The sequence below is a fragment of the Sporosarcina sp. GW1-11 genome, from assembly GCF_033088395.1.
Classification (GTDB): domain Bacteria; phylum Bacillota; class Bacilli; order Bacillales_A; family Planococcaceae; genus Sporosarcina.
Window position 1 is genome coordinate 137733 of record NZ_JAPMIW010000001.1, and the last position, 19157, is coordinate 156889.

Genomic DNA, 19157 nt, shown 5'->3' on the forward strand with positions numbered 1-19157 from the left:
ATCGATCAACATACGCATACCGGAAGAGGCGATAATTCCGAATAACAGAATTGATATACCGCCTAGTACCGCAGAAGGTATCGTTGCTATTATCGCCATAACTTTACCTAAGAACGAGAACATAATAGCGAACACAGCAGCACCTAAAATGACATACACACTATAAACACGCGTGATTGCAAGAACACCGATATTCTCTCCATACGTAGTCTTTGGTGGACCACCGACTAAACCACTGATTAAGGTTCCCAGTCCATCTCCAAGCAATGATCTATGAAGACCTGGACTATCTATGTAGTTTCGGTCTACCACTTTTCCAAGTACTAACTGATGTCCTATATGTTCTGCAATCGTAACAATAGCAATTGGTACCATAATGATCAACAACGTTGGTGTCACTACAAACGGATAATCAATGCCTGGAATAAGCATCTCCGGAACAGCAAACCATTTTGCTTCCACTACTTTACTAAAGTCAAGAATTCCAATGAAAGCTGAGTATACATAGCCTACAATAATTCCAATCAATACTGGCATCAAGCTAATAATTCCTTTAAAAAACATTAAGCAAAATACTGCAGATGCTAACGTGACCAATGCAGCTGAAAAGTGTAAGCCACTGTAGACCGTTTCTTTTCCTACAGTAATCGTACTAGCCATGCTAATTGCTGTTGGCGCAATTGCTAATCCGATGACCATAATGACTGGCCCTACAACAATTGGCGGTAAAATCTTCATAATCCAGTTAAATCCTGTTTTATAAATTAGTAGCGAAATAATCGCATAGACTAAAGCGACAAACATACTTCCTATCATCGCACTGCCAATACCGCCTGTTTGAGTAGCCATCTGTATTGGGATGATAAAGGCGAAAGACGATCCTAAATACGCTGGCACTTGAAACTTCGTTACTAATATAAATACGATTGTTGCGATGCCACTCGTCAATAACGCGATAGCCGGACTTAATCCAACAAGTTGTGGTACTAAAATTGTTGCACCAAACATCGCGAACATATGCTGTAGACTTAGCACTAACCAACGGACTGGTTGCGGTTTTTCATGTATATCTAATACTTTTTGACTCATCTGTTGTGCCCCCCGAGCTGCTTATAATGCGCGTGTATGGATCGTCACGCCATCTGTTCCATCCGTTTCGACCATGCTGACAACGACTCGCTCTTCACTTGACGTTGGAATGTTTTTTCCGACGAAATCCGGACGAATTGGTAATTCTCGATGCCCTCTATCCACTAGAACTGCAAGTTGGATTGAAGAAGGCCTTCCTAGATCCATTATCGCATCTAACGCTGCTCGAACTGTTCTTCCTGTATAAAGTACATCATCCACTAAAATCACTTTTTGATTGACAACATCATGTGTTATGTTGACTTGCTGTACTAAAGCTTCTTCTAGATTATTCTTTAGTTGAAGATCGTCTCGATAAAGTGTGATATCTAGTTCTCCAGTTTTGATGGGCTTTCCCTCAATTGATTCAATCTTATCCGCTAAGCGCTTCGCTAAAATAGTACCTCTAGTTTTAATGCCTACTAAAATACAATCATCAATGCCTCTATTTTTCTCAATGATTTCATGGGCAATCCTTGTTACAGCCCTCGCGATGGCTTGGTCATCTAGTATTGCTGCTTTTTCAGCCATATTCATGGTTCCCCTTTCCATTTATCTTTAATCTTTCTGTTTTCGGCTCAATCTATATTCACATAAAAAAAGCCCACCAGTCAGAGTTGACTGGTGGGCAGACATGCAGAAAAAAGCATACATCGATCCTAACCGCAGTAAGGCATCATGTAATTCCGTGCAACCTTCCCAGCCTCACAGGACTGACTTTAAAGGTATCGCTATTCAATTGCTTACATGAGTATACAGTTAGCCTATATTGTTTGTCAACGCTTATTATAGACGCAAGTCATTTAGTAATTGTTGATAATTTTCTGGCAATGGGGCTGTGAACTCCATATATTCATCTGTCACTGGATGTTGAAAACCGACTGTTCCTGCGTGCAGTACTTGACCGCCAAAGTCGATCGTTTTTCTTGGTCCATATTTCGGATCCCCAACTAACGGATAATTAATATACTTCATATGAACACGGATTTGATGCGTTCTTCCAGTTTCTAATCTACACTCCACTAATGTATACTCTCCAAAACGTTCGAGTACTTTAAAATGAGTAACTGCATGTTTCCCATCATCTACAACAGCCATCTTCTGTCGGTCACGCTTATCTCTACCAATGGGTGCATCAATCGTTCCATTGTCATGCGGTATATGGCCGTGAACGAGTGCCGTATACACACGCGTAACTGACTTTTCGACTAGTTGATTAACTAGTGATACATGGGCTTTGTCATTTTTGGCTACCATCAGTAATCCTGACGTATCTTTATCGATTCTGTGTACGATGCCTGGTCTCATGACACCATTAATACCTGAAAGATCTTTGACTTCATGCATTAATCCATTAACTAGCGTACCGTTTAGATGACCAGGTGACGGATGGACAACCATTCCAACTGGTTTATTAACGACTAGTATATCGGCATCTTCATAAACGATTTCCAAGTTAAGATCTTCTGCAACGATATCATATATTTCAGGCTCCGGTTGCTCTACAGAAATAATATCACCTGTCTTCACTTTCACATTTGGTTTAACCGGGCTATTATTTACTTGAATATGCTCATCCTTCACCCATTGCTGGATTTGTGTACGCGACCAATCCGGTTGTAATGTAGCGAGTGCTTTATCGATTCTGTTGCCTGTTAGTTCTTCTGTAATTTCAAATTCTACTCTTTCCATTATGACACCTTTTTCTTTTTCTTTTTCTCGTCGATCACTACATGCAATACGATGAGTATGACGGCAATTGTCAGTGCGGCATCGGCAATATTAAATATCGGAAAATCATAGCGGATTACTGGAATTAGGACACTGATGAAATCTACAACTTCACCTTTCCATAAACGATCGATAAAGTTACCGATCGCTCCGCCTAGCAATAACATTAAACTGATACCCAGTAGTCGGTCTTTCTTTCCTTCGGTATGGAAAAAGTAAAGAATAGCAATAATTACTACTACGGTTACGATATAGAAAAGCCACATCTTTCCTTCAAGCATCCCCCATGCAGCCCCTCGATTACGATGCGACAGCAAGCTCAAATAAGGATCCATTATAGAAATACGTTCACCTAGTTCCATGTTTTTCACTACTAGCCACTTGGTTAGCTGATCCAATCCGACGATCAGTGCGGCGATTGCATAATAAACGATCACTACGTGTACCTCCGTCCAGCGAATTTCTACTTAAGTTTACCACAAATCTTAAGTAGTATTATGTTTAATAATACTATGTAAAAGTAAAAACCATCATCATCCACGAATGAATGATGATGGTTGTGACATCAAGATTGCTTACGCATAGTGTTCTTTCACAACAGTTGCGCATCGTGTACAAAGTGCAGGATGTGTTTCATCTTCTCCAACAGTTGTCGAGATTGTCCAGCAACGTTCACACTTTTCTCCTTCTGCCGCTTCAACTAATACAGTTGCACAATCCAATTTCAGAGCATTTGGAAGCACTGCATTTTTACTTTCCTCAAACGCTGATACGATGAAGAATTGCGCAAAGTCGATATCTGATGCTTCAAGAACGCCTTGTTGGCCTTCAGGCAAGACAACCGTTACTTTTGCTTCCAATGACTTACCGATGACTTTCGCATTTCGCGCTTCTTCCAACGCTTTCAAAACATCATCGCGAATATCCATCAAATGATCAAAACGTTCGCGAAGTTTTTCAGCTACTTCACCTTTTTGATCAGCTTCTGGCATATCAGTCAATTGAACGCTATCTGCTTCCTTGACCGTTAGATACCCCCACATTTCGTCTGCAGTATGTGGCAAAATTGGTGTGACCAACTTCACTAATGTGATTAATGTATCATACATAACAGATTGCATCGCACGACGGTGTGGATGGTTAGCGTCTTCAATATAAACAACGTCTTTTGCGATATCCAAGTAGAACGAACTCAGTATACCCGTACAGAAGTTATTCACCGCATGGTAGACAGTAGCGAATTCGTAATTGTCATACGCTTGACGCACTTCTTCAATCAAATCTTGCAGTTTCACGTACACATACTGATCGACTGGGCGCATCGCTTCAAATGATACACGGTTTGTTGTAGGATCAAAGTCCGCTACGTTACCATGCAAGAATCTAAGCGTATTACGAACCTTACGATAAACTTCAGAAACTTGTTTGAAGTTTGAGTCAGATACGCGAACGTCTGCCGTATAATCTACAGATGATACCCATAGACGCACAATATCTGCACCTAATTGATTGATTACTTTTGATGGCACAATGACATTACCGAGTGATTTACTCATTTTACGACCATTTTTATCTAGTGTAAATCCATGGCTTAGAATTCCTTTATAAGGTGCGATCCCGTTAATCGCGACACTTGTTGTTAACGATGAGTTGAACCAGCCACGATATTGGTCAGATCCTTCTAAATAAAGGTCTGCTGGATAGACAAGGTCATCGCGCTCATCTAACACGCCCTGATGCGTTGTACCAGAGTCAAACCAAACATCCATGATGTCTGTTTCTTTCGTAAACTCGCCATTTGGGCTGCCCTCGTGCGTGAACCCTTCAGGCAATAATTCTTTAGCGGAACGTTCGAACCAAATATTAGAGCCATTTTCACGGAATAGTTCTGCTACATGACTGATTGTTTCGTCTGTCAAAATAGCTTCTCCGTTTTCCGCGTAAAATACTGGGATTGGAACTCCCCATACACGTTGTCGAGAAATACACCAATCTCCACGGTCACGAACCATATTGTATAGGCGCGTTTCACCCCATGATGGTGTGAACTCCGTCTTACGGATAGCGTCTAACAAATCACTTCTGAATAGTTCAATTGAAGCAAACCATTGAGCTGTTGCACGGTAAATTACCGGCTTTTTCGTACGCCAGTCATGCGGATAAGAGTGTGTAAAGAAGCTGAGCTTTTTAAGTGCGCCTACTTCCTCCAACTTTTCAGTGACTGCTTTGTTTGCATCTTCATAGAACAGCCCAGCAAAGTAAGGAGCTTCTTCAGTCATCACGCCACTGTCATTAATTGGCGATAGTGCATCGATACCGTATGCTTTACTTACGTAGAAGTCGTCTTCCCCGTGTCCAGGTGCTGTGTGAACACAGCCTGTACCTGCATCGGCTGTCACGTGTTCACCGAGCATAACAAGTGAATCGCGATCATAGAATGGGTGTTTAGCAACTATGCGGTCTAGATCTTCTCCAATCACTTCTTGCTCGATTGTATACTCTTCCCACTCTAGCTCTTTTGCTAAAAACTCCACTAAATCTTTTGCTACTAAAAGTTTTTCACCTTTGGCGTTCACTACTACATACACGAATTCCGGATGAACAGAAATTCCAAGGTTCGCTGGAATTGTCCAAGGCGTTGTCGTCCAAATGAGAATTTTTACATCTTCAGCAAGTACACCTTTACCATCACGAATCGGGAAGCTTACATAAATCGATGGCGATTTCTTATCGTGGTACTCGATTTCAGCTTCTGCTAAAGCAGACTCACTAGAAGGTGACCAGTATACCGGCTTCAATCCTTTATAGATATAGCCTTTTTTCGCCATCTCGCCAAATACTTGGATTTGTCGGGCTTCAAATGCAGGCTTTAATGTAATGTATGGATTATCCCAATCACCACGTACACCTAAACGTTTGAATTGCGTGCGCTGGTTGTCGATTTGTTGATGCGCATATTCTTCACACATTTCACGGAACTTCGCAACGCTCATTTCTTTACGATTGACACCTTTATTAACAAGTGCTTGCTCGATCGGTAAACCGTGTGTATCCCAACCCGGAACATACGGTGCGTGGAATCCTGACATCGACTTATAACGAATGATAAAATCTTTTAATACTTTATTAAGCGCGTGCCCCATATGCAAGTCACCATTTGCATAAGGCGGTCCATCATGAAGTATGAAAAACGGTCTTCCTTCTGTACGTTCTTGAACTTGTTGATAAATATTTTTTTCGTTCCATTTCTCTTGCATTTTAGGTTCATTATTCGGTAGATTCCCTCGCATAGGAAATTCCGTTTTCGGCATAAGTAGTGTATCTTTATATTCCATTCCAATTCCTCCTCAAAATAGTTGCTTGACTCATTATAGATTTCTTGAGAAAACAAAAAAATCCCTATCCCAAAAAGGGACGAGGACTATTCTCGCGGTACCACCCTACTTGCAATCATCTTAAACAATTGCCGCTTAGCCACTGATAACGGCAGTGTAACCGGGAGAATGTACATATCCATAATCCAGCTCAAGAGTGATTTTCGTCTCTAACTCACCACTAGGCTTCCACCATCCCTAGCTCGCTATAGGCTAATTCAGAAAGTACTCTCTCTTTCATCGCTTACTTATTAAGTAGTGTAAGTATAAAAACCTCACTTGAACTTGTCAAGTTTCTTCTTTTTCTTTCACTACATTCATTTCTTCTATTTCTTTCAAATCATCTACAGTAACTAAAGGCGCGTCCAATTCTTTCTCAGCAACCTTTTCAATACTTGATGTATCTAATTCATATTTCAATAAATCATCCCAGTCTTCTGTGTTAATCATGTCAAGTTGGGCTTCTACCATCATTTTAAAACGACTTTTGAAAATTTTCGATTGTTTTTTCAGAACTTCTACTTCTAAAGCAATTTTTCTTGCTTGTGCTAGAGCATCATTAACCAGTCGGTCTGCGTTCTTTTCCGATTCTTTAACAATTAGCTTAGATTCTTGAATTGCATTTTTACGCACATCTTCAGCAGCACTTTGCGCAATCAAAATAGATTGTTGCATCGTTTCTTCGATTGTTTTAAAGTGTGCAATTTTCGATTCCTTGTCTTCGATTACTTTTTCTAATTCTTCATTTTTCTTTATTACATTCTCATAGTCTTTCATGAGTTGTTGTAAAAATTCATTGACTTCGTTTTCATCGTAGCCACGAAATTTCGTGTTGAACGTTTTGTTATGTATATCCGTAGGGGTTAAAGCCATATAACGCTTTCTCCTTTCAGTCTAATCCATTTCAGGAAGATCATTATAGTCTATACTACTTGATTAAACACTACTTCTGTTATTTTATCAAGGTTTTCCCTATTAGACTAACGCACCAATCATCACGCGAATTTTGTCTTTTCTTGTGCGTCCTTCAATACTCAAAATTTTATAGCGTCCGTAACCTCTGATTGATAGCACATCCGCTTCTTCCACTTCAAAAGCTTGCTGATCTATCATTGCCCAATTTACTTTCACTTTCTCTCCTTTTATAAGAGAGGAAGCTTTCGCCCGCGAACTATTTGTTAACGATGCAACTACCGTGTCAATGCGTAATGAACTGATAATATGTATCTCTTCTGTCCACTCTTCTTGAATCTCTAGTATATCCTCTATACGCATCACAGGCGTAACAGATACTTTCACTTTGCCGACTTGTGTAAAGTTCACATGGATATATTCAGATACTTCTGTTGAGACTGCAAATTGAACTGCTTCTTCATGGAGGCGAATATCACCAAATCGTGAACGATCGATACCAACTGAAAGCAATGAACCGAGTAATTGCGAATGTTTCATCGTAACAAATTTCTGTGGATAGTGAACTTGATACAAACTAATTTGAAAATCATCCACTGTAGGTGTGTAGTAATCTGGATAAATTAATACACGTTCACGCTCCGAATTAGGAAATCCTCCTGAAGCCGTCATCGTCAAGTCTGAATTTCTAACGATGGACTCTGTAATGAATCGCTGACGCGGATCTAGGAACTCCGTCAGTTTAGGCGCATAGGTATCCTCTACTTCTTTCACCCAACTATTTACTTTTTCAATAAATGGTTGTTCTTCTTTTCGAAAATGCTGGAAAATCGATTCCATTGTATATATTCTCCTTATACAAAAAAATCCCCACCCCTGTGAGGATTTCCGTTTTCAGTTGAAAGTTTGCATGTATTACATTAGTCCTCTTATCATGAAATAAATCTGAACGATCCCTCTATTGATCAATTGCAAGGCAAATATTGCAGCGATAGGAGATATATCAATCATTCCTAGAGGCGGTATGAACTTTCGGAAAAAACCTAAATATGGTTCCGTCACCTTTGCCAAAAGCTGTCCGAATTTTGTTTCTCTTGTCGATGGTACCCAAGACATCAATATATATATAATCAAAAGGAAGGAATATATTTGAACTGCATTCCTAATAAATAAAAAGATATTAAATAATAACGCATCCATAATAGCATGTACACCTCATTCAAAGTTATCCAACTTCTACTTATGTAGAAGCTTCAGGTAGATGAAACCTTTTTTGTTATTCTGGTTGATATTCCGTAATTGATCCAGCCACTTCTACGTTTTCTGGTGCGCAGATGAATATATCTGTGCCCACTCGTTGTATATCTCCGCCGAGTGCATAGACAGTACCACTAAGAAAGTCTATGATGCGGAATCCTTGATCTCGTTCAATCCTTTGCAAGTTCACGACGACAGAACGCTTATTTTTAAGATGTTCTGCAATTTCTTGCGCTTCCGCATAAGAATGAGGTTCTACCAAAATCACCTTGGATGACTTTTGTATACTTTGCAAACTGATGACTGGCGCAGCTGGCTGTGGTTTGAAGTTCGGATTAGGAGTGCCAGCGTGTTTCTTGCCATTTGCTCTTTTTACTTCTTTACGAGCTGGAGGCTGACTGATACGTTTTTGTTTCGCTGGTGGCTCTTTACCAACTTCATCATCTTCCACCCAAAACATTTTTTCAAATCGTTTTTTGAGGCTCATTTACTTTCCTCTCTTTCTGTTCCGGCTAATGCAGTTCCAATGCGTATATGCGTCGCACCTTCTTCGATTGCGATTTCGAAATCATTCGACATCCCCATCGATAATTGCGTACAGGGTGCATAAGATAAGTTTTTAGCGGCAATTTGATCGCGTACTTCTCTCAACGAACGGAAAACATGACGAATGACCGATTCATCTCTCGTATTTGGTGCCATTGTCATCAATCCAATGACATGAACCTTTTCATAAGCTGCCAATTGTTCAAAGAACGCATCCGCTTCTTGCGGCGTAATTCCAGACTTTGACTCTTCACCTGATACATTGACTTGTACAAAGCAATCTACAGGCTTCGTAGCGCGCTTATTCACTTCTTTTGCAAGACTTAAACGATCTAAGGAATGGAGACAATCTACGCGATCAATTAGTTCTTTTACTTTACGCGTTTGCAAGTTCCCTATGAAGTGCCAGTTTGCTGCATCTTCAATAATTTCCTGCTTTTCAAGAAGACCTTCCAAGCGATTTTCGCCCAAATCTTTAACACCTATATTGAGTAACGATTGTGCTCTAGCTGCAGATACTTGTTTCGTTACCGCAATTAACGTAACTTCTTCAGGACTACGATGAACTTTTTCACAGGCAGTATTAATTTGTTGTTTTATAGTTTCTAACCGTTGTTCCAGTGGATTCACAATATCACTACTTTTCATATACTTTGCTTCATTGTAACAAGCAAAGCAGTAGATATCAACGATAAGTCACTCATTTAGCTGTTTATTCTGGATGAGGATGATATCCTTTCCAATAGTCATAACGTCTTGATAACCAACTTTTCGTACACCTTTCGATTTACTTTCAGAGAAAAAAGATCGTTCAATTTCACCGATATGAAGTTTTTCTATTTTACCTTTGCCAATATCAATTGTTGCATCTTGAACGAATCCGAGGAAGGATCCTTTTTTCAATTCAATTACTTCTTTTTTCTGTAAGCTGGAAAAACGCATAATTTCCCCTCCTTCTTTCATACTATGCAAAGGGTGTTTTATTGAGAACGCAAAAAAGCTACCACGAACACAGTCCTGTGTAGTGGTAGCGTATAATACATCTAATTATTCTTTTGCTCAATTCCTAATCGAATTTTTTCCATAGCATGTTTTTCGATTCTGGAAATTTGAGCTTGGGATATCCCTAGTTCTTTGGCGATTTCTGTTTGAGTCTGGCCTAGATAGAACCGTTTAGAGACGATCAGCTGCTGTCGCTCATTTAATCCTTCCACACTTTCTTTGATGGAAACGTAGTTCATCCAGCGGTCTTCAGAGACACGTTGATCGTGCAGTTGGTCCATCATGTAGATTGGATCTCCTCCATCGCTATTCATCGGTTCATGAAGCGACATAGGATCTTGTATCGCATCCAGTGCAAAGAGGATATCCTCTTCTGGGATGCCTGTCAGTTTTTCTAAGTCTGAGATGCGCGGCTCGCATTGATGCTCATTGACATATTGTTCTTTAGCTCGGATAGCTTTGTAAGCGATATCACGTAATGACCTGGATACACGAACAGCATGGTGATCTCGCAGATGGCGTTTTATTTCACCGATAATCATCGGTACAGCATAGGTGGAAAACCGAACATTATGTTTCAAATCAAAATTGTCTATCGCTTTCAACAAACCTATGCAACCTACTTGAAATAAATCATCAGCTTGTTCACCACGATAGTTAAAACGCTGAACTAAACTTAGCACAAGACGCAAATTCGCAAACACCAATTCATCTCTGGCAAATTCGTCGCCGCTTTGCAATCGGATGAAAGTTTCCTTCATCGCTTCGCTTGTCAATAATGGCAGCTCTGACGTGTTGACTCCACAAATTTCTACTCTGGAACGTACCATTGGCTTTTCCTCCGCATTCTATAGGTGAGTGTACACGTAGTTTGTCCTCAACTCTTTAGAATATGCGGTTTCACTAATCGCCAATTTCTGCCGATAAATAAACTTAAGAAATTGGTTGATTCAATCGATCACGTAAATCAGAGATGATTTTCTTTTCCAGTCTAGATATATACGACTGTGAAATACCTAGCAAATCTGCTACTTCTTTCTGCGTCATTTCAACCGTACCCATCAAGCCGAAGCGCTGTTCCATAATGTAACGCTCTCTTTCATCCAATCCTGAAATGGCATCAATCATATATTGTCTTTCGAGTTTCTTTTCTACATCATCTGTAATAATATCTTCATCTGTCCCTAAAATATCAGATAATAGCAATTCATTACCGTCAGCATCGGAGTTCAATGGCTCGTCAAATGAGATTTCCGAACGCATGCGGCTAGTTTTGCGTAAGTGCATCAAAATTTCATTTTCAATGCAACGCGAAGCATACGTAGCAAGCTTAATATTCTTATCTGCTTTGAACGTTTCGATTGCTTTGATCAATCCAATCGTACCGATGCTGATTAAATCCTCGATATTCGTATTCGTATTATCAAAACGTCTAGCGATGTAAACGACAAGCCGTAAATTCTTTTCGATTAGTGTATCTCTTGCATCGGGATCACCATTCATCAATGCTTGGATTGTGATGGCTTCTTGTTCTTTATCCAATGGTCGTGGAAGAGATTCATGCCCACCAATATAGAATGTACCATTTTTCCTTCTGAAGAAACTTGCTAAATAAGAAACCCATCTTTTCATTTCAGTTAACATGTAGCCATTCTCCTCTCTTCTTTCATAACTTCCATTGCACTCACTTGCAAAATAGCCGAAGCTCCTTGCGGATAATTATGCTGTTCTTTCGTCAGGACGATATAACCAGCAGGCAACGGCTGTTCGTCAACTAACCAACTTTCAAACTTTATGCCAACAGCCCACGCCGCACCTTGCACCGTTTGTAATCGAATGAGCCGCAAATCTTTTTGATACGGTGCAGGAAATTGCAATAAATTGGGCGAACTCCCCGACTTCCAATTTTCTAAAGCTACTAGAAAATCGCTAGGTAACTGCTCTTTCACGGCCTCCAATCCGATGAAGTGAACTGGATTACCTGACAGTGGTTCTACACAGTGATTACCCGTATCAATAAACACTTTTAACGGGATTGACCGTCCCCAAAGCTTCACTACAGAATCTAGTGTGTAACTGATTAACTTGTTCATCGTACGCGTATCCAACCATTTCACCTTCACGACATAAAGAGAGAGATAGGTGAGGCCTATAGCAAATAATAAAAATACGTTACTTTTGACAATAGATACATTTGTGTAGACTAGCGTTAGTAGCCCTCCTGCAAAAAAGGAGGCAATTACCATTACCAGTAGAGAACTTTTCCAATTCTCTATTGTTTGTCCAAAGGCTATATACGTCATTCCTAAAAAAGTAAAGATGATAGCTAGCATCGAGTATGGAAATAACGTAACAAAGAAGGCACCGACAAATGAAGCGCCCCACAACCTCCTTTTGCTCGTTTGATGATTACCTACTTTATTAGTGAATGACAGGATGGCGTAGTTAAAAAGCATATTGATTCCTATCATCAGTTCTCCATACATGTGCCGGCCTCCTTACGAACAGATTATCACAGCTGTCCTGAAAAACCTGTCAAGCTTTGTACGGTTTAACGCAAAACCTTCGACAAAGTTTGAAAACAAGTACAGAAAGTATAAACTTTGTAACTAGTTCGGCATTTGCGTTTCAGAGGGGACTCTTGCCTTATAGGCTTAGCTTGAACTTCTTCAACCTAGGATCACTATTTTTAATGCTAACGGAATACTACCTATTTCCCTTTAATTATGATCTAGGTCAAATTTCCCTCTCACTCTTTAAAAGAAATAAAAAAAGCTTTCCAGAAAGAGATGTCGATCTCTTCTTGGAAAACTTTGATTTGGCTTTTATTTACGACGTTGACGGTTACGCAAGAACGTTGGGATATCAAGTTGCTCATCGTGCTGAAGAGTTTGTTGTTGTCTTAGTTCAGGCTGCTCGTAACGCGGCTCTTCGTATCTGCTTTGAATTGGCGCTTGTTGTTGCTGGATTGGTCGACTCTCACGTTGACGCACATTTCCTGCAACACCAGGACCTCTATTTTGTCTAGCCGATGTTAACTGATCTTCGGTGAATCCCGTTGCGATAACTGTGACAATTATTTCGTCTTTCAGATCATCGTTAATTACTGAACCGAAAATCATATTTACATTTTCGTCTGATGCTGTTGCTACGATGTCAGCTGCCTCTTGAACTTCAAACAAACTGAGGTTCGATCCGCCTGTGATGTTCATCAAGACGCCTTTTGCTCCGTCGATTGATGTTTCAAGTAATGGACTGGAAATCGCTTTTTTCGCTGCTTCTGCCGCTCTGTTTTCTCCAGTTGACATACCGATTCCCATCAAAGCTGAACCTTTGTTGTACATGATTGTCTTAACGTCAGCAAAGTCCAAGTTGATCAATCCAGGTACTGCGATCAAATCAGAGATACCTTGAACACCTTGACGTAATACATTGTCAGCTTCTCTAAACGCTTCGAGCATTGGTGTGTTTTTGTCAACGATTTCAAGCAATTTGTCATTTGGAATGACGATTAACGTGTCAATTGCTTCTTTCATCGCCGCGATACCGCCAGCTGCTGAAGTAGATCTCTTTCTACCTTCGAAAGTGAATGGACGCGTTACAACACCTACTGTCAGTGCGCCAATATCTTTAGCGATTTGAGCGATTACAGGAGCTGCACCCGTACCAGTTCCTCCACCCATTCCTGCCGTAACGAAAACCATATCCGCTCCGCGCAATGCTTCTTCGATTTGTTCTTTACTTTCCTCTGCTGCTTTTTTACCAACTTCAGGATTTGCGCCAGCGCCTAACCCTCTAGTTAATTTTTCACCAATTTGTAATTTTACTTCAGCTGATGAAAGCTGTAGTGCTTGAGCATCTGTGTTAACCGCAATAAATTCAACACCTTGCACTCCATGTTCGATCATACGGTTTACAGCGTTGTTTCCACCGCCACCTACTCCAATTACTTTAATAACTGCTAGTGAATCTATATTCATATCAAATTCAAGCATCGGTTTTCCTCCTCTAATTTAACTGCAATTTCCAAGTGAAAATTACGCTTACTCAAAGAAATTGTCGAACATTTTCTTAGCTTTTTTCATAAATCCTTCACCTTTTTCTTTTTTAGGTTTTATAGATTTAGGCGTTGGCTCAGAAACTTCATAAGTCGATTCATTTGATTGCGGCAGACTAGCTTGTCCTTCCTCATAACCGAAAAACACATCTTCCATATAAGCATAACGAATCAAGCCGACCGCAGTGGAGTACATCGGCTCTCTGACACCTATATATTCTGGTGTGTATAGTCGAACTCTAGTCTTGAACACTTCACGAGCTAATTGTAACATCCCGTCAATCTTGGCAGTCCCACCTGTAATGACAATCCCGCCAGGTAACTCACGGATACCAGCCGCATATAGGTCTTCCAAGATCAGTTCAAATAACTCTTCCAGACGCGAACCGATAATATCAGAAATAAAGCGTTGACTATATTGGTCTTTCGCATCCGACCCGACTACAGGCACTTCGAATAATTCTTCATCCGATGCGTCTTCATAATAGGCATGTCCGTGTTGATGTTTAATCATTCTTGCTTGTTCAGTTGGAGTCTTCAATACAATTGATAAATCTTTCGTAATATGATCTCCACCAACTGGTAATACAGAAGTATTGATTAGACGATTTTCCGCAAATACGGAAACTGTCGTAGAACCTCCACCAATATCAATAAATGCTGTGCCATGATACATTTCATCTTCAGATAATGCGAATGTCCCCGCAGCCAATGGTTGCAAATAAATTTCGCGAATTTGAAGTCCTGCCTTTTCTACACATCGTAAAATGTTATGTAGTTGAGTTTTGGACGTCGTAATTAACGTCGCGTCCATTTCCAATCTTACACCCATCATACCACGTGGGTCTGTGATTTCATCATAATCATCTACAATAAATTGTTTAGGTACTAAATTAACAAATTCTCTTTCTTGCGGCACATTCATCACTTGTGAAGACTTCATGACTCTTTCCAAATCGTCATCTGTAATTTCTCGATTTTCTGAGTTTACAGCTACTACACCTTTAACATCTTGGAACTGCACACCATTTGCTGGAATGCCAAGCACTACCTCTTCAATTTTCAAGCCTGTCATTCGCTCTGCCTGTTCGATCGCTTTGCGAATCGATTGAACAGTGGCATCAATATCAATAATTGTTCCTTTACGAATACCTGCCGATTGCACATTCCCTACACCAATTACATGCAAGGAGTTATTATCCATCTCTCCAATTAACACTTTAATAGTGGATGACCCTATATCTAGTGATACATACTTAGTTGACTGACTCAATTATTGACACCTCCTTAATTAAACTAGTAACTTCCATTCTATTGTATTATGCACGCTTTGTCTAAATATTTTCAACACCCTCTTCTATTAAATATTAAATGTTACGTATTTGCATTAGGATTTTTGTTTCTCCCGGTCCATTTCGCAAGCAAAATTCGACGAATAACCGCAATATTATGAAACAATCTCACACCAAATGCGAAGACTGCAGCTAAATATAGATCTACGCCTAAATGCACACCGATGAACGCAAGTGCAGCTGCTAGAAGAATATTAAAGAAAAATCCTGATACAAATATTCGATCATCATATACTTGCTGAAGATAGGCTCTGATTCCACCAAATAGTGTATCAAATGCAGCAAGAATCGCAATAGTTATATAGTTATTATACTCTTGCGGTATCTGTATATCCGAGAGCAAACCTAGTGAAATGCCAAGGAGTAGCCCAAGTAAGGGTAGCCACATATTGTCATTGCTCCTTTGTTTGTTCTTTTAAAAACTGATTTTCAAAACCACCCGTCCAGCCTCGTAGCGCTACATCCTCGGTCGGTTTACTGATAGTAAGAATGAGGTCATCCAAATAAAATTCATCTTGTATCGTTGTTGACAACAAATGATTATACAATTTTTCACTGTCTTCGAGTGTAGCAGACACAATTTTGATTTTAAAAGGAGGTGTAGAGATAACTTCTCCACTCACTGTCAACTTACCGTTAATATCACGTATCCAGCTAAGTGTAGTAAAACGTTTACCGTCAATCTCTAGTTCATTCCCTTGATGCTGATTGATCACATTGATAAACCAAGTCAATAGCTCTGTAGAAACCGGCTTCAGTTCATAACCAAACGCAATACTCTCTGGTGACGGTGCAACTTCTACTACAAACCCTGGGCCCGTGATTGGCATAAAGCCCGCCTGTTTATATAGCTTGTCCAGTGTATTTTGTAAAACTTCCTCAGTGCTTTCATTCGTCAGCGCTGTGTAGGATGAAAGCGTTTGATCCACTTCACGAATTTCATCTAATAACTCAGAGTGGATCTTCTTCTCTTTAGATAATTCTTTACGGATAGCCCACAAATCTCGTGTATCGCGAGCAGGTTCTGTATTTATAGTATTATATTGTAAAGCTAATACAAAACCAACTATACATAGAATCATTGTGAACTTCCAGTTTATTTTCTCTTTCACTCTACCCCCCCTCTATTCATCAAACTTCGTCACGAATCGCTGTTAATTTTATTTCTTTCATTTCTTCCAACGTTACGACAATATTATCCCGTACCAATCCGTCAATCACGCTACCTTTTAAATGCATAGCAGGAGCCAAAACTTTCGGGTCACCTACTGCTTCTATTATAAAAGGAGCTGGAAAGGTTCTACCATCGATCATAATAACAGGGCCGGTACATTTTATGTAGGAATTAGAATTAATACGCTGTCCATTGATTGCTAAGCCTTGAGCGCCTGCAATTTTCAATTCATTGATGACACGTAACACATGACTTTCATGGACGATATAATCGTTTGGGTTTTGAACAGACGGATCGTAGTCAGCATCTTCGAGTGTCACTTTTACTCCTGCCCCAGTAGCTGGCATTACACCTAGTAGCAATCGCAAATCGCGAGCTTTTTCTACAAGAATTGCATTATTTTCTTCTTGATTGGAGAATTTCTTTTCAAATTCTTGAATCTTCTGCTGTTTTTCAAGCAATTCGTTCGTTAACTCTTTATTGCGTTCTTGTTGTGCGATTAAGTCTCCCCGATACTGCTCTTCCTGTAAAAATAAATCTGTTTGCACTTCATCTAATTCTTGCATATTACTACCAACTGTACGATAGGAAAACGCTAACATGAAACCGAGGACAAGAAAGACGAGCGAAAATAGTAATTGCTTACCACGTTTTTCTTTAGTTGCCTTCCGATTCTTGTTCACTTTCTCCCTCCTGTCCCATTTCTATTTCTATCTTTTTACCTTCAAGCTCTACAGGTTTCCCTCCAGGCCCGGCTTCCTCTAGAGGCTGCTGTTCAGGTTCTTTATAATAGTCCGTATACGTTTTAAAGTACACGCCTATTTCCATATCTAAGATACCTTTTTCTTCTTTCGGTAATTGAGCGATAATGTCTGGGTAATACGACATTTTATCTGCAAATCCAAGAATTGGAGCATGGACTTCATAACCATCATTCATAAACGCTTCTATTTTATCATCACCTTTATAACGAAGTTCTGATATTAACTCGAAGACAGAGTTGTCCATTTCTTGAAGTTGCTGAATCATGCGTTCAATAGCTTCTGGCTCTGTAAATCTAGATAGTATAGGTGCATGTAAAAGCGCTTCGGTATCTTTAGTTTCCATCCGTTCACCATTTTCTAACAACAAGTCATATTGCGTTTTATTCTCTATATACGCAACGGGCTTCCATTCTGTAACTTCAATCGACACATCGTTCCAATACTTCCTACTTACCGACACTTCTTTCACACCAGTGATATTCATTAAATTCCTTTCGATATCTCTTGTACGAAAACCCCAAAATGATTGTCCGGTGTATAGTCCACTCTGATTTTTATAAGACTCACTATCATTCAATGTCGTATTATTAATAGAAATGTCTTGAACGTCACTTAAAGGCGATTGGAAGTACAGCAACGCAAGAAGAACGAGCAAGAAGATCGCTACAAGCAAAAGAAACTTTTTATTAGCTTTTCTTTTTCGTTTCTTGCGCAAGGATGGAATTCGATCTTCAATATCAATCACTTTATCCATCTGCGTTCTCCTCCTATCCTATCTCTTTCCCTTTCGAGAAGTGTAAAATAGTCCCAACCGCTAACCACGTAGTCAGTAATGAGGAACCACCATAACTTATGAATGGCAACGTAACACCAGTCACTGGTAACAAACCTGACACAACACCCATATTTAAAAATGTTTGAAATATAATCATGGAGATCATACCTGATACAATTAAAAATGAATTCCAATTCGTTAAACGAATGGCAATTCCAAAAGAAGATGCTAACAATAGAACAAATAATAACACAATCGATGTTGCTCCGATAAAACCAATTTCTTCAGCAATGATAGAGAAAATAAAATCATTTTGCGGCTCAGGTAAATATAAGAACTTCTGTCTGCTATTACCAAGACCGTGACCAAATAATCCACCCGGTGCGATAGCAAATAACGATTGTATACTTTGAAAACCTGTACCGAGCGGATCGTTCCAAGGGTCAATATAGGACTTAATACGATCCAAACGGTAAGGTGCAGCTAAGATCAATCCGATAAATGATGCGAGACCTGAAACAAAAAGAAAGATAAAGAACGATAGCGGATAACCTGCTAAAAACAAAATAACAAAAGCAGAAACTATCATGATGACGGCTGAACCTAAATCCGGTTGCAACATGATTAGTGCTGATGGCAATAATATCAATGCGAAATGCTGCCATTGCCAAGACTTTCTCTTAACTTTCTTCATACCGCTCGCTAATTTCCCGAGTAACGCTACTTTTACGAACTCCGCCGGTTGCAAACTAATTGGGCCAAGTGCAATCCAGCTTTGAGAACCATTTCGAACAACGCCAATTCCCGGTATCAATACCGCCACCAACATCAAAATAGAACCAATATAGAAATACGTCCAAAATGTTGGACGAGACGTTAGAGGGCTTCTGTAAAGCACATACGCTATCGCTAATGAAATACCCATATAAACTGCTTGCTTGACAAAGAAAGGAGATGAATCTTGATAATGAACTTCACCCCAATAAGATCCTGCTGATTGAACAAACACTAATCCAATCAGCGACAATAGCAACGCAGATATCAAAAAGACCGCACGATATGTTCTCTCCAGCATTCGCATCCTT

General features: G+C 39.8%; 21 protein-coding genes and 1 other annotated feature. All 21 genes read right to left on the reverse strand.

What is annotated here, in order from left to right; translation table 11 throughout:
* On the reverse strand, positions 1 to 1089 hold a 1089-nt coding region (locus ORD22_RS00685), incomplete at its 3' end, for a uracil-xanthine permease family protein (protein ID WP_317643913.1).
* A 21-nt stretch (positions 1090 to 1110) separates the two neighbouring features.
* A complete protein-coding gene (gene pyrR / locus ORD22_RS00690) occupies positions 1111 to 1659 on the reverse strand; it encodes a bifunctional pyr operon transcriptional regulator/uracil phosphoribosyltransferase PyrR (protein ID WP_317643914.1) in 549 nt (182 codons plus the stop codon).
* A gap of 255 nt (positions 1660 to 1914) precedes the next feature.
* On the reverse strand, positions 1915 to 2820 hold the full coding sequence (locus ORD22_RS00695) for an RluA family pseudouridine synthase (RefSeq protein ID WP_317643915.1): 906 nt from the start codon (positions 2818 to 2820) through the stop codon (positions 1915 to 1917).
* The gene (gene lspA, locus ORD22_RS00700) at positions 2820 to 3296 is read right to left on the reverse strand and encodes a signal peptidase II (protein WP_317643916.1); all 477 of its coding nucleotides are present in this window, start codon (positions 3294 to 3296) and stop codon (positions 2820 to 2822) included. The genes ORD22_RS00695 and lspA overlap by 1 nt, the downstream gene beginning before the upstream one ends.
* 138 nt (positions 3297 to 3434) lie before the next feature.
* On the reverse strand, positions 3435 to 6194 hold the full coding sequence (gene ileS, locus ORD22_RS00705) for an isoleucine--tRNA ligase (RefSeq protein WP_317643917.1): 2760 nt from the start codon (positions 6192 to 6194) through the stop codon (positions 3435 to 3437).
* 72 nt (positions 6195 to 6266) lie between these two features.
* Positions 6267 to 6483, reverse strand: a binding site (T-box leader).
* A 38-nt stretch (positions 6484 to 6521) separates the two neighbouring features.
* On the reverse strand, positions 6522 to 7106 hold the full coding sequence (locus tag ORD22_RS00710) for a DivIVA domain-containing protein (RefSeq protein ID WP_317643918.1): 585 nt from the start codon (positions 7104 to 7106) through the stop codon (positions 6522 to 6524).
* A 102-nt stretch (positions 7107 to 7208) separates the two neighbouring features.
* Entirely contained in the window at positions 7209 to 7985 is a 777-nt protein-coding gene (locus tag ORD22_RS00715) for a YlmH family RNA-binding protein (RefSeq protein ID WP_317643920.1), read from the reverse strand.
* A 75-nt stretch (positions 7986 to 8060) separates the two neighbouring features.
* Positions 8061 to 8345, reverse strand: coding sequence for a YggT family protein (locus tag ORD22_RS00720; protein WP_317643921.1), 285 nt, complete (start codon positions 8343 to 8345; stop codon positions 8061 to 8063).
* 76 nt (positions 8346 to 8421) lie between these two features.
* On the reverse strand, positions 8422 to 8889 hold the full coding sequence (locus tag ORD22_RS00725; RefSeq protein WP_317643922.1) for a cell division protein SepF: 468 nt from the start codon (positions 8887 to 8889) through the stop codon (positions 8422 to 8424).
* Positions 8886 to 9596, reverse strand: coding sequence for a YggS family pyridoxal phosphate-dependent enzyme (locus tag ORD22_RS00730; protein ID WP_317643923.1), 711 nt, complete (start codon positions 9594 to 9596; stop codon positions 8886 to 8888). Before ORD22_RS00730 ends, ORD22_RS00725 begins: the two co-directional genes overlap by 4 nt.
* Positions 9597 to 9644: 48 nt before the next feature.
* Positions 9645 to 9890 carry a PRC-barrel domain-containing protein gene (locus ORD22_RS00735; protein ID WP_317643924.1) on the reverse strand — a complete coding sequence of 82 codons (246 nt, stop codon included), beginning with the start codon at positions 9888 to 9890 and terminating at the stop codon, positions 9645 to 9647.
* A gap of 101 nt (positions 9891 to 9991) precedes the next feature.
* The gene (gene sigG / locus ORD22_RS00740) at positions 9992 to 10780 is read right to left on the reverse strand and encodes an RNA polymerase sporulation sigma factor SigG (protein ID WP_317643925.1); all 789 of its coding nucleotides are present in this window, start codon (positions 10778 to 10780) and stop codon (positions 9992 to 9994) included.
* Between the two features lie 103 nt (positions 10781 to 10883).
* Entirely contained in the window at positions 10884 to 11594 is a 711-nt protein-coding gene (gene sigE, locus ORD22_RS00745; RefSeq protein ID WP_411567598.1) for an RNA polymerase sporulation sigma factor SigE, read from the reverse strand.
* Positions 11588 to 12436: a sigma-E processing peptidase SpoIIGA gene (locus tag ORD22_RS00750; RefSeq protein WP_317643926.1), complete on the reverse strand. Its 849-nt coding sequence runs from the start codon at positions 12434 to 12436 to the stop codon at positions 11588 to 11590. Before ORD22_RS00750 ends, sigE begins: the two co-directional genes overlap by 7 nt.
* Positions 12437 to 12775: 339 nt before the next feature.
* A complete protein-coding gene (gene ftsZ, locus ORD22_RS00755) occupies positions 12776 to 13945 on the reverse strand; it encodes a cell division protein FtsZ (RefSeq protein WP_317643927.1) in 1170 nt (389 codons plus the stop codon).
* Positions 13946 to 13993: 48 nt separating this feature from the next.
* A complete protein-coding gene (gene ftsA / locus ORD22_RS00760; RefSeq protein WP_317643929.1) occupies positions 13994 to 15280 on the reverse strand; it encodes a cell division protein FtsA in 1287 nt (428 codons plus the stop codon).
* Positions 15281 to 15381: 101 nt separating this feature from the next.
* Complete coding sequence (locus ORD22_RS00765; protein WP_317643930.1) at positions 15382 to 15747, reverse strand: small basic family protein; 366 nt, start codon at positions 15745 to 15747, stop codon at positions 15382 to 15384.
* Positions 15748 to 15751: 4 nt separating this feature from the next.
* Entirely contained in the window at positions 15752 to 16471 is a 720-nt protein-coding gene (locus tag ORD22_RS00770; RefSeq protein WP_317643931.1) for a DUF881 domain-containing protein, read from the reverse strand.
* Between the two features lie 19 nt (positions 16472 to 16490).
* Positions 16491 to 17216: a DUF881 domain-containing protein gene (locus ORD22_RS00775; protein WP_317643932.1), complete on the reverse strand. Its 726-nt coding sequence runs from the start codon at positions 17214 to 17216 to the stop codon at positions 16491 to 16493.
* Positions 17191 to 18051 (reverse strand): cell division protein FtsQ/DivIB, encoded by an 861-nt coding sequence (locus tag ORD22_RS00780; RefSeq protein WP_317643933.1) that lies wholly within the window; start codon positions 18049 to 18051, stop codon positions 17191 to 17193. The genes ORD22_RS00775 and ORD22_RS00780 overlap by 26 nt, the downstream gene beginning before the upstream one ends.
* 13 nt (positions 18052 to 18064) lie before the next feature.
* A complete protein-coding gene (ftsW, locus tag ORD22_RS00785; RefSeq protein ID WP_317643934.1) occupies positions 18065 to 19147 on the reverse strand; it encodes a putative lipid II flippase FtsW in 1083 nt (360 codons plus the stop codon).
* Positions 19148 to 19157 lie beyond the last annotated feature (10 nt).

Excerpts from the sequence above, each read along its gene's own strand:
- ORD22_RS00780 (WP_317643933.1), bottom strand. The coding sequence starts at position 18,051 with ATGGATAAAGTGATTGATATTGAAGATCGAATTCCATCCTTGCGCAAG.
- ORD22_RS00735 (WP_317643924.1), bottom strand. The coding sequence starts at position 9,890 with ATGCGTTTTTCCAGCTTACAGAAAAAAGAAGTAATTGAATTGAAAAAA.
- ftsZ (WP_317643927.1), bottom strand. The coding sequence starts at position 13,945 with ATGCTTGAATTTGATATGAATATAGATTCACTAGCAGTTATTAAAGTA.
- ORD22_RS00750 (WP_317643926.1), bottom strand. The coding sequence starts at position 12,436 with ATGTATGGAGAACTGATGATAGGAATCAATATGCTTTTTAACTACGCC.
- ORD22_RS00720 (WP_317643921.1), bottom strand. The coding sequence starts at position 8,345 with ATGGATGCGTTATTATTTAATATCTTTTTATTTATTAGGAATGCAGTT.
- ORD22_RS00730 (WP_317643923.1), bottom strand. The coding sequence starts at position 9,596 with ATGAAAAGTAGTGATATTGTGAATCCACTGGAACAACGGTTAGAAACT.
- pyrR (WP_317643914.1), bottom strand. The coding sequence starts at position 1,659 with ATGGCTGAAAAAGCAGCAATACTAGATGACCAAGCCATCGCGAGGGCT.
- sigE (WP_411567598.1), bottom strand. The coding sequence starts at position 11,594 with ATGTTAACTGAAATGAAAAGATGGGTTTCTTATTTAGCAAGTTTCTTC.
- ORD22_RS00695 (WP_317643915.1), bottom strand. The coding sequence starts at position 2,820 with ATGGAAAGAGTAGAATTTGAAATTACAGAAGAACTAACAGGCAACAGA.
- ftsW (WP_317643934.1), bottom strand. The coding sequence starts at position 19,147 with ATGCTGGAGAGAACATATCGTGCGGTCTTTTTGATATCTGCGTTGCTA.
- ORD22_RS00725 (WP_317643922.1), bottom strand. The coding sequence starts at position 8,889 with ATGAGCCTCAAAAAACGATTTGAAAAAATGTTTTGGGTGGAAGATGAT.
- ORD22_RS00765 (WP_317643930.1), bottom strand. The coding sequence starts at position 15,747 with ATGTGGCTACCCTTACTTGGGCTACTCCTTGGCATTTCACTAGGTTTG.
- ORD22_RS00710 (WP_317643918.1), bottom strand. The coding sequence starts at position 7,106 with ATGGCTTTAACCCCTACGGATATACATAACAAAACGTTCAACACGAAA.
- ORD22_RS00715 (WP_317643920.1), bottom strand. The coding sequence starts at position 7,985 with ATGGAATCGATTTTCCAGCATTTTCGAAAAGAAGAACAACCATTTATT.
- ileS (WP_317643917.1), bottom strand. The coding sequence starts at position 6,194 with ATGGAATATAAAGATACACTACTTATGCCGAAAACGGAATTTCCTATG.
- sigG (WP_317643925.1), bottom strand. The coding sequence starts at position 10,780 with ATGGTACGTTCCAGAGTAGAAATTTGTGGAGTCAACACGTCAGAGCTG.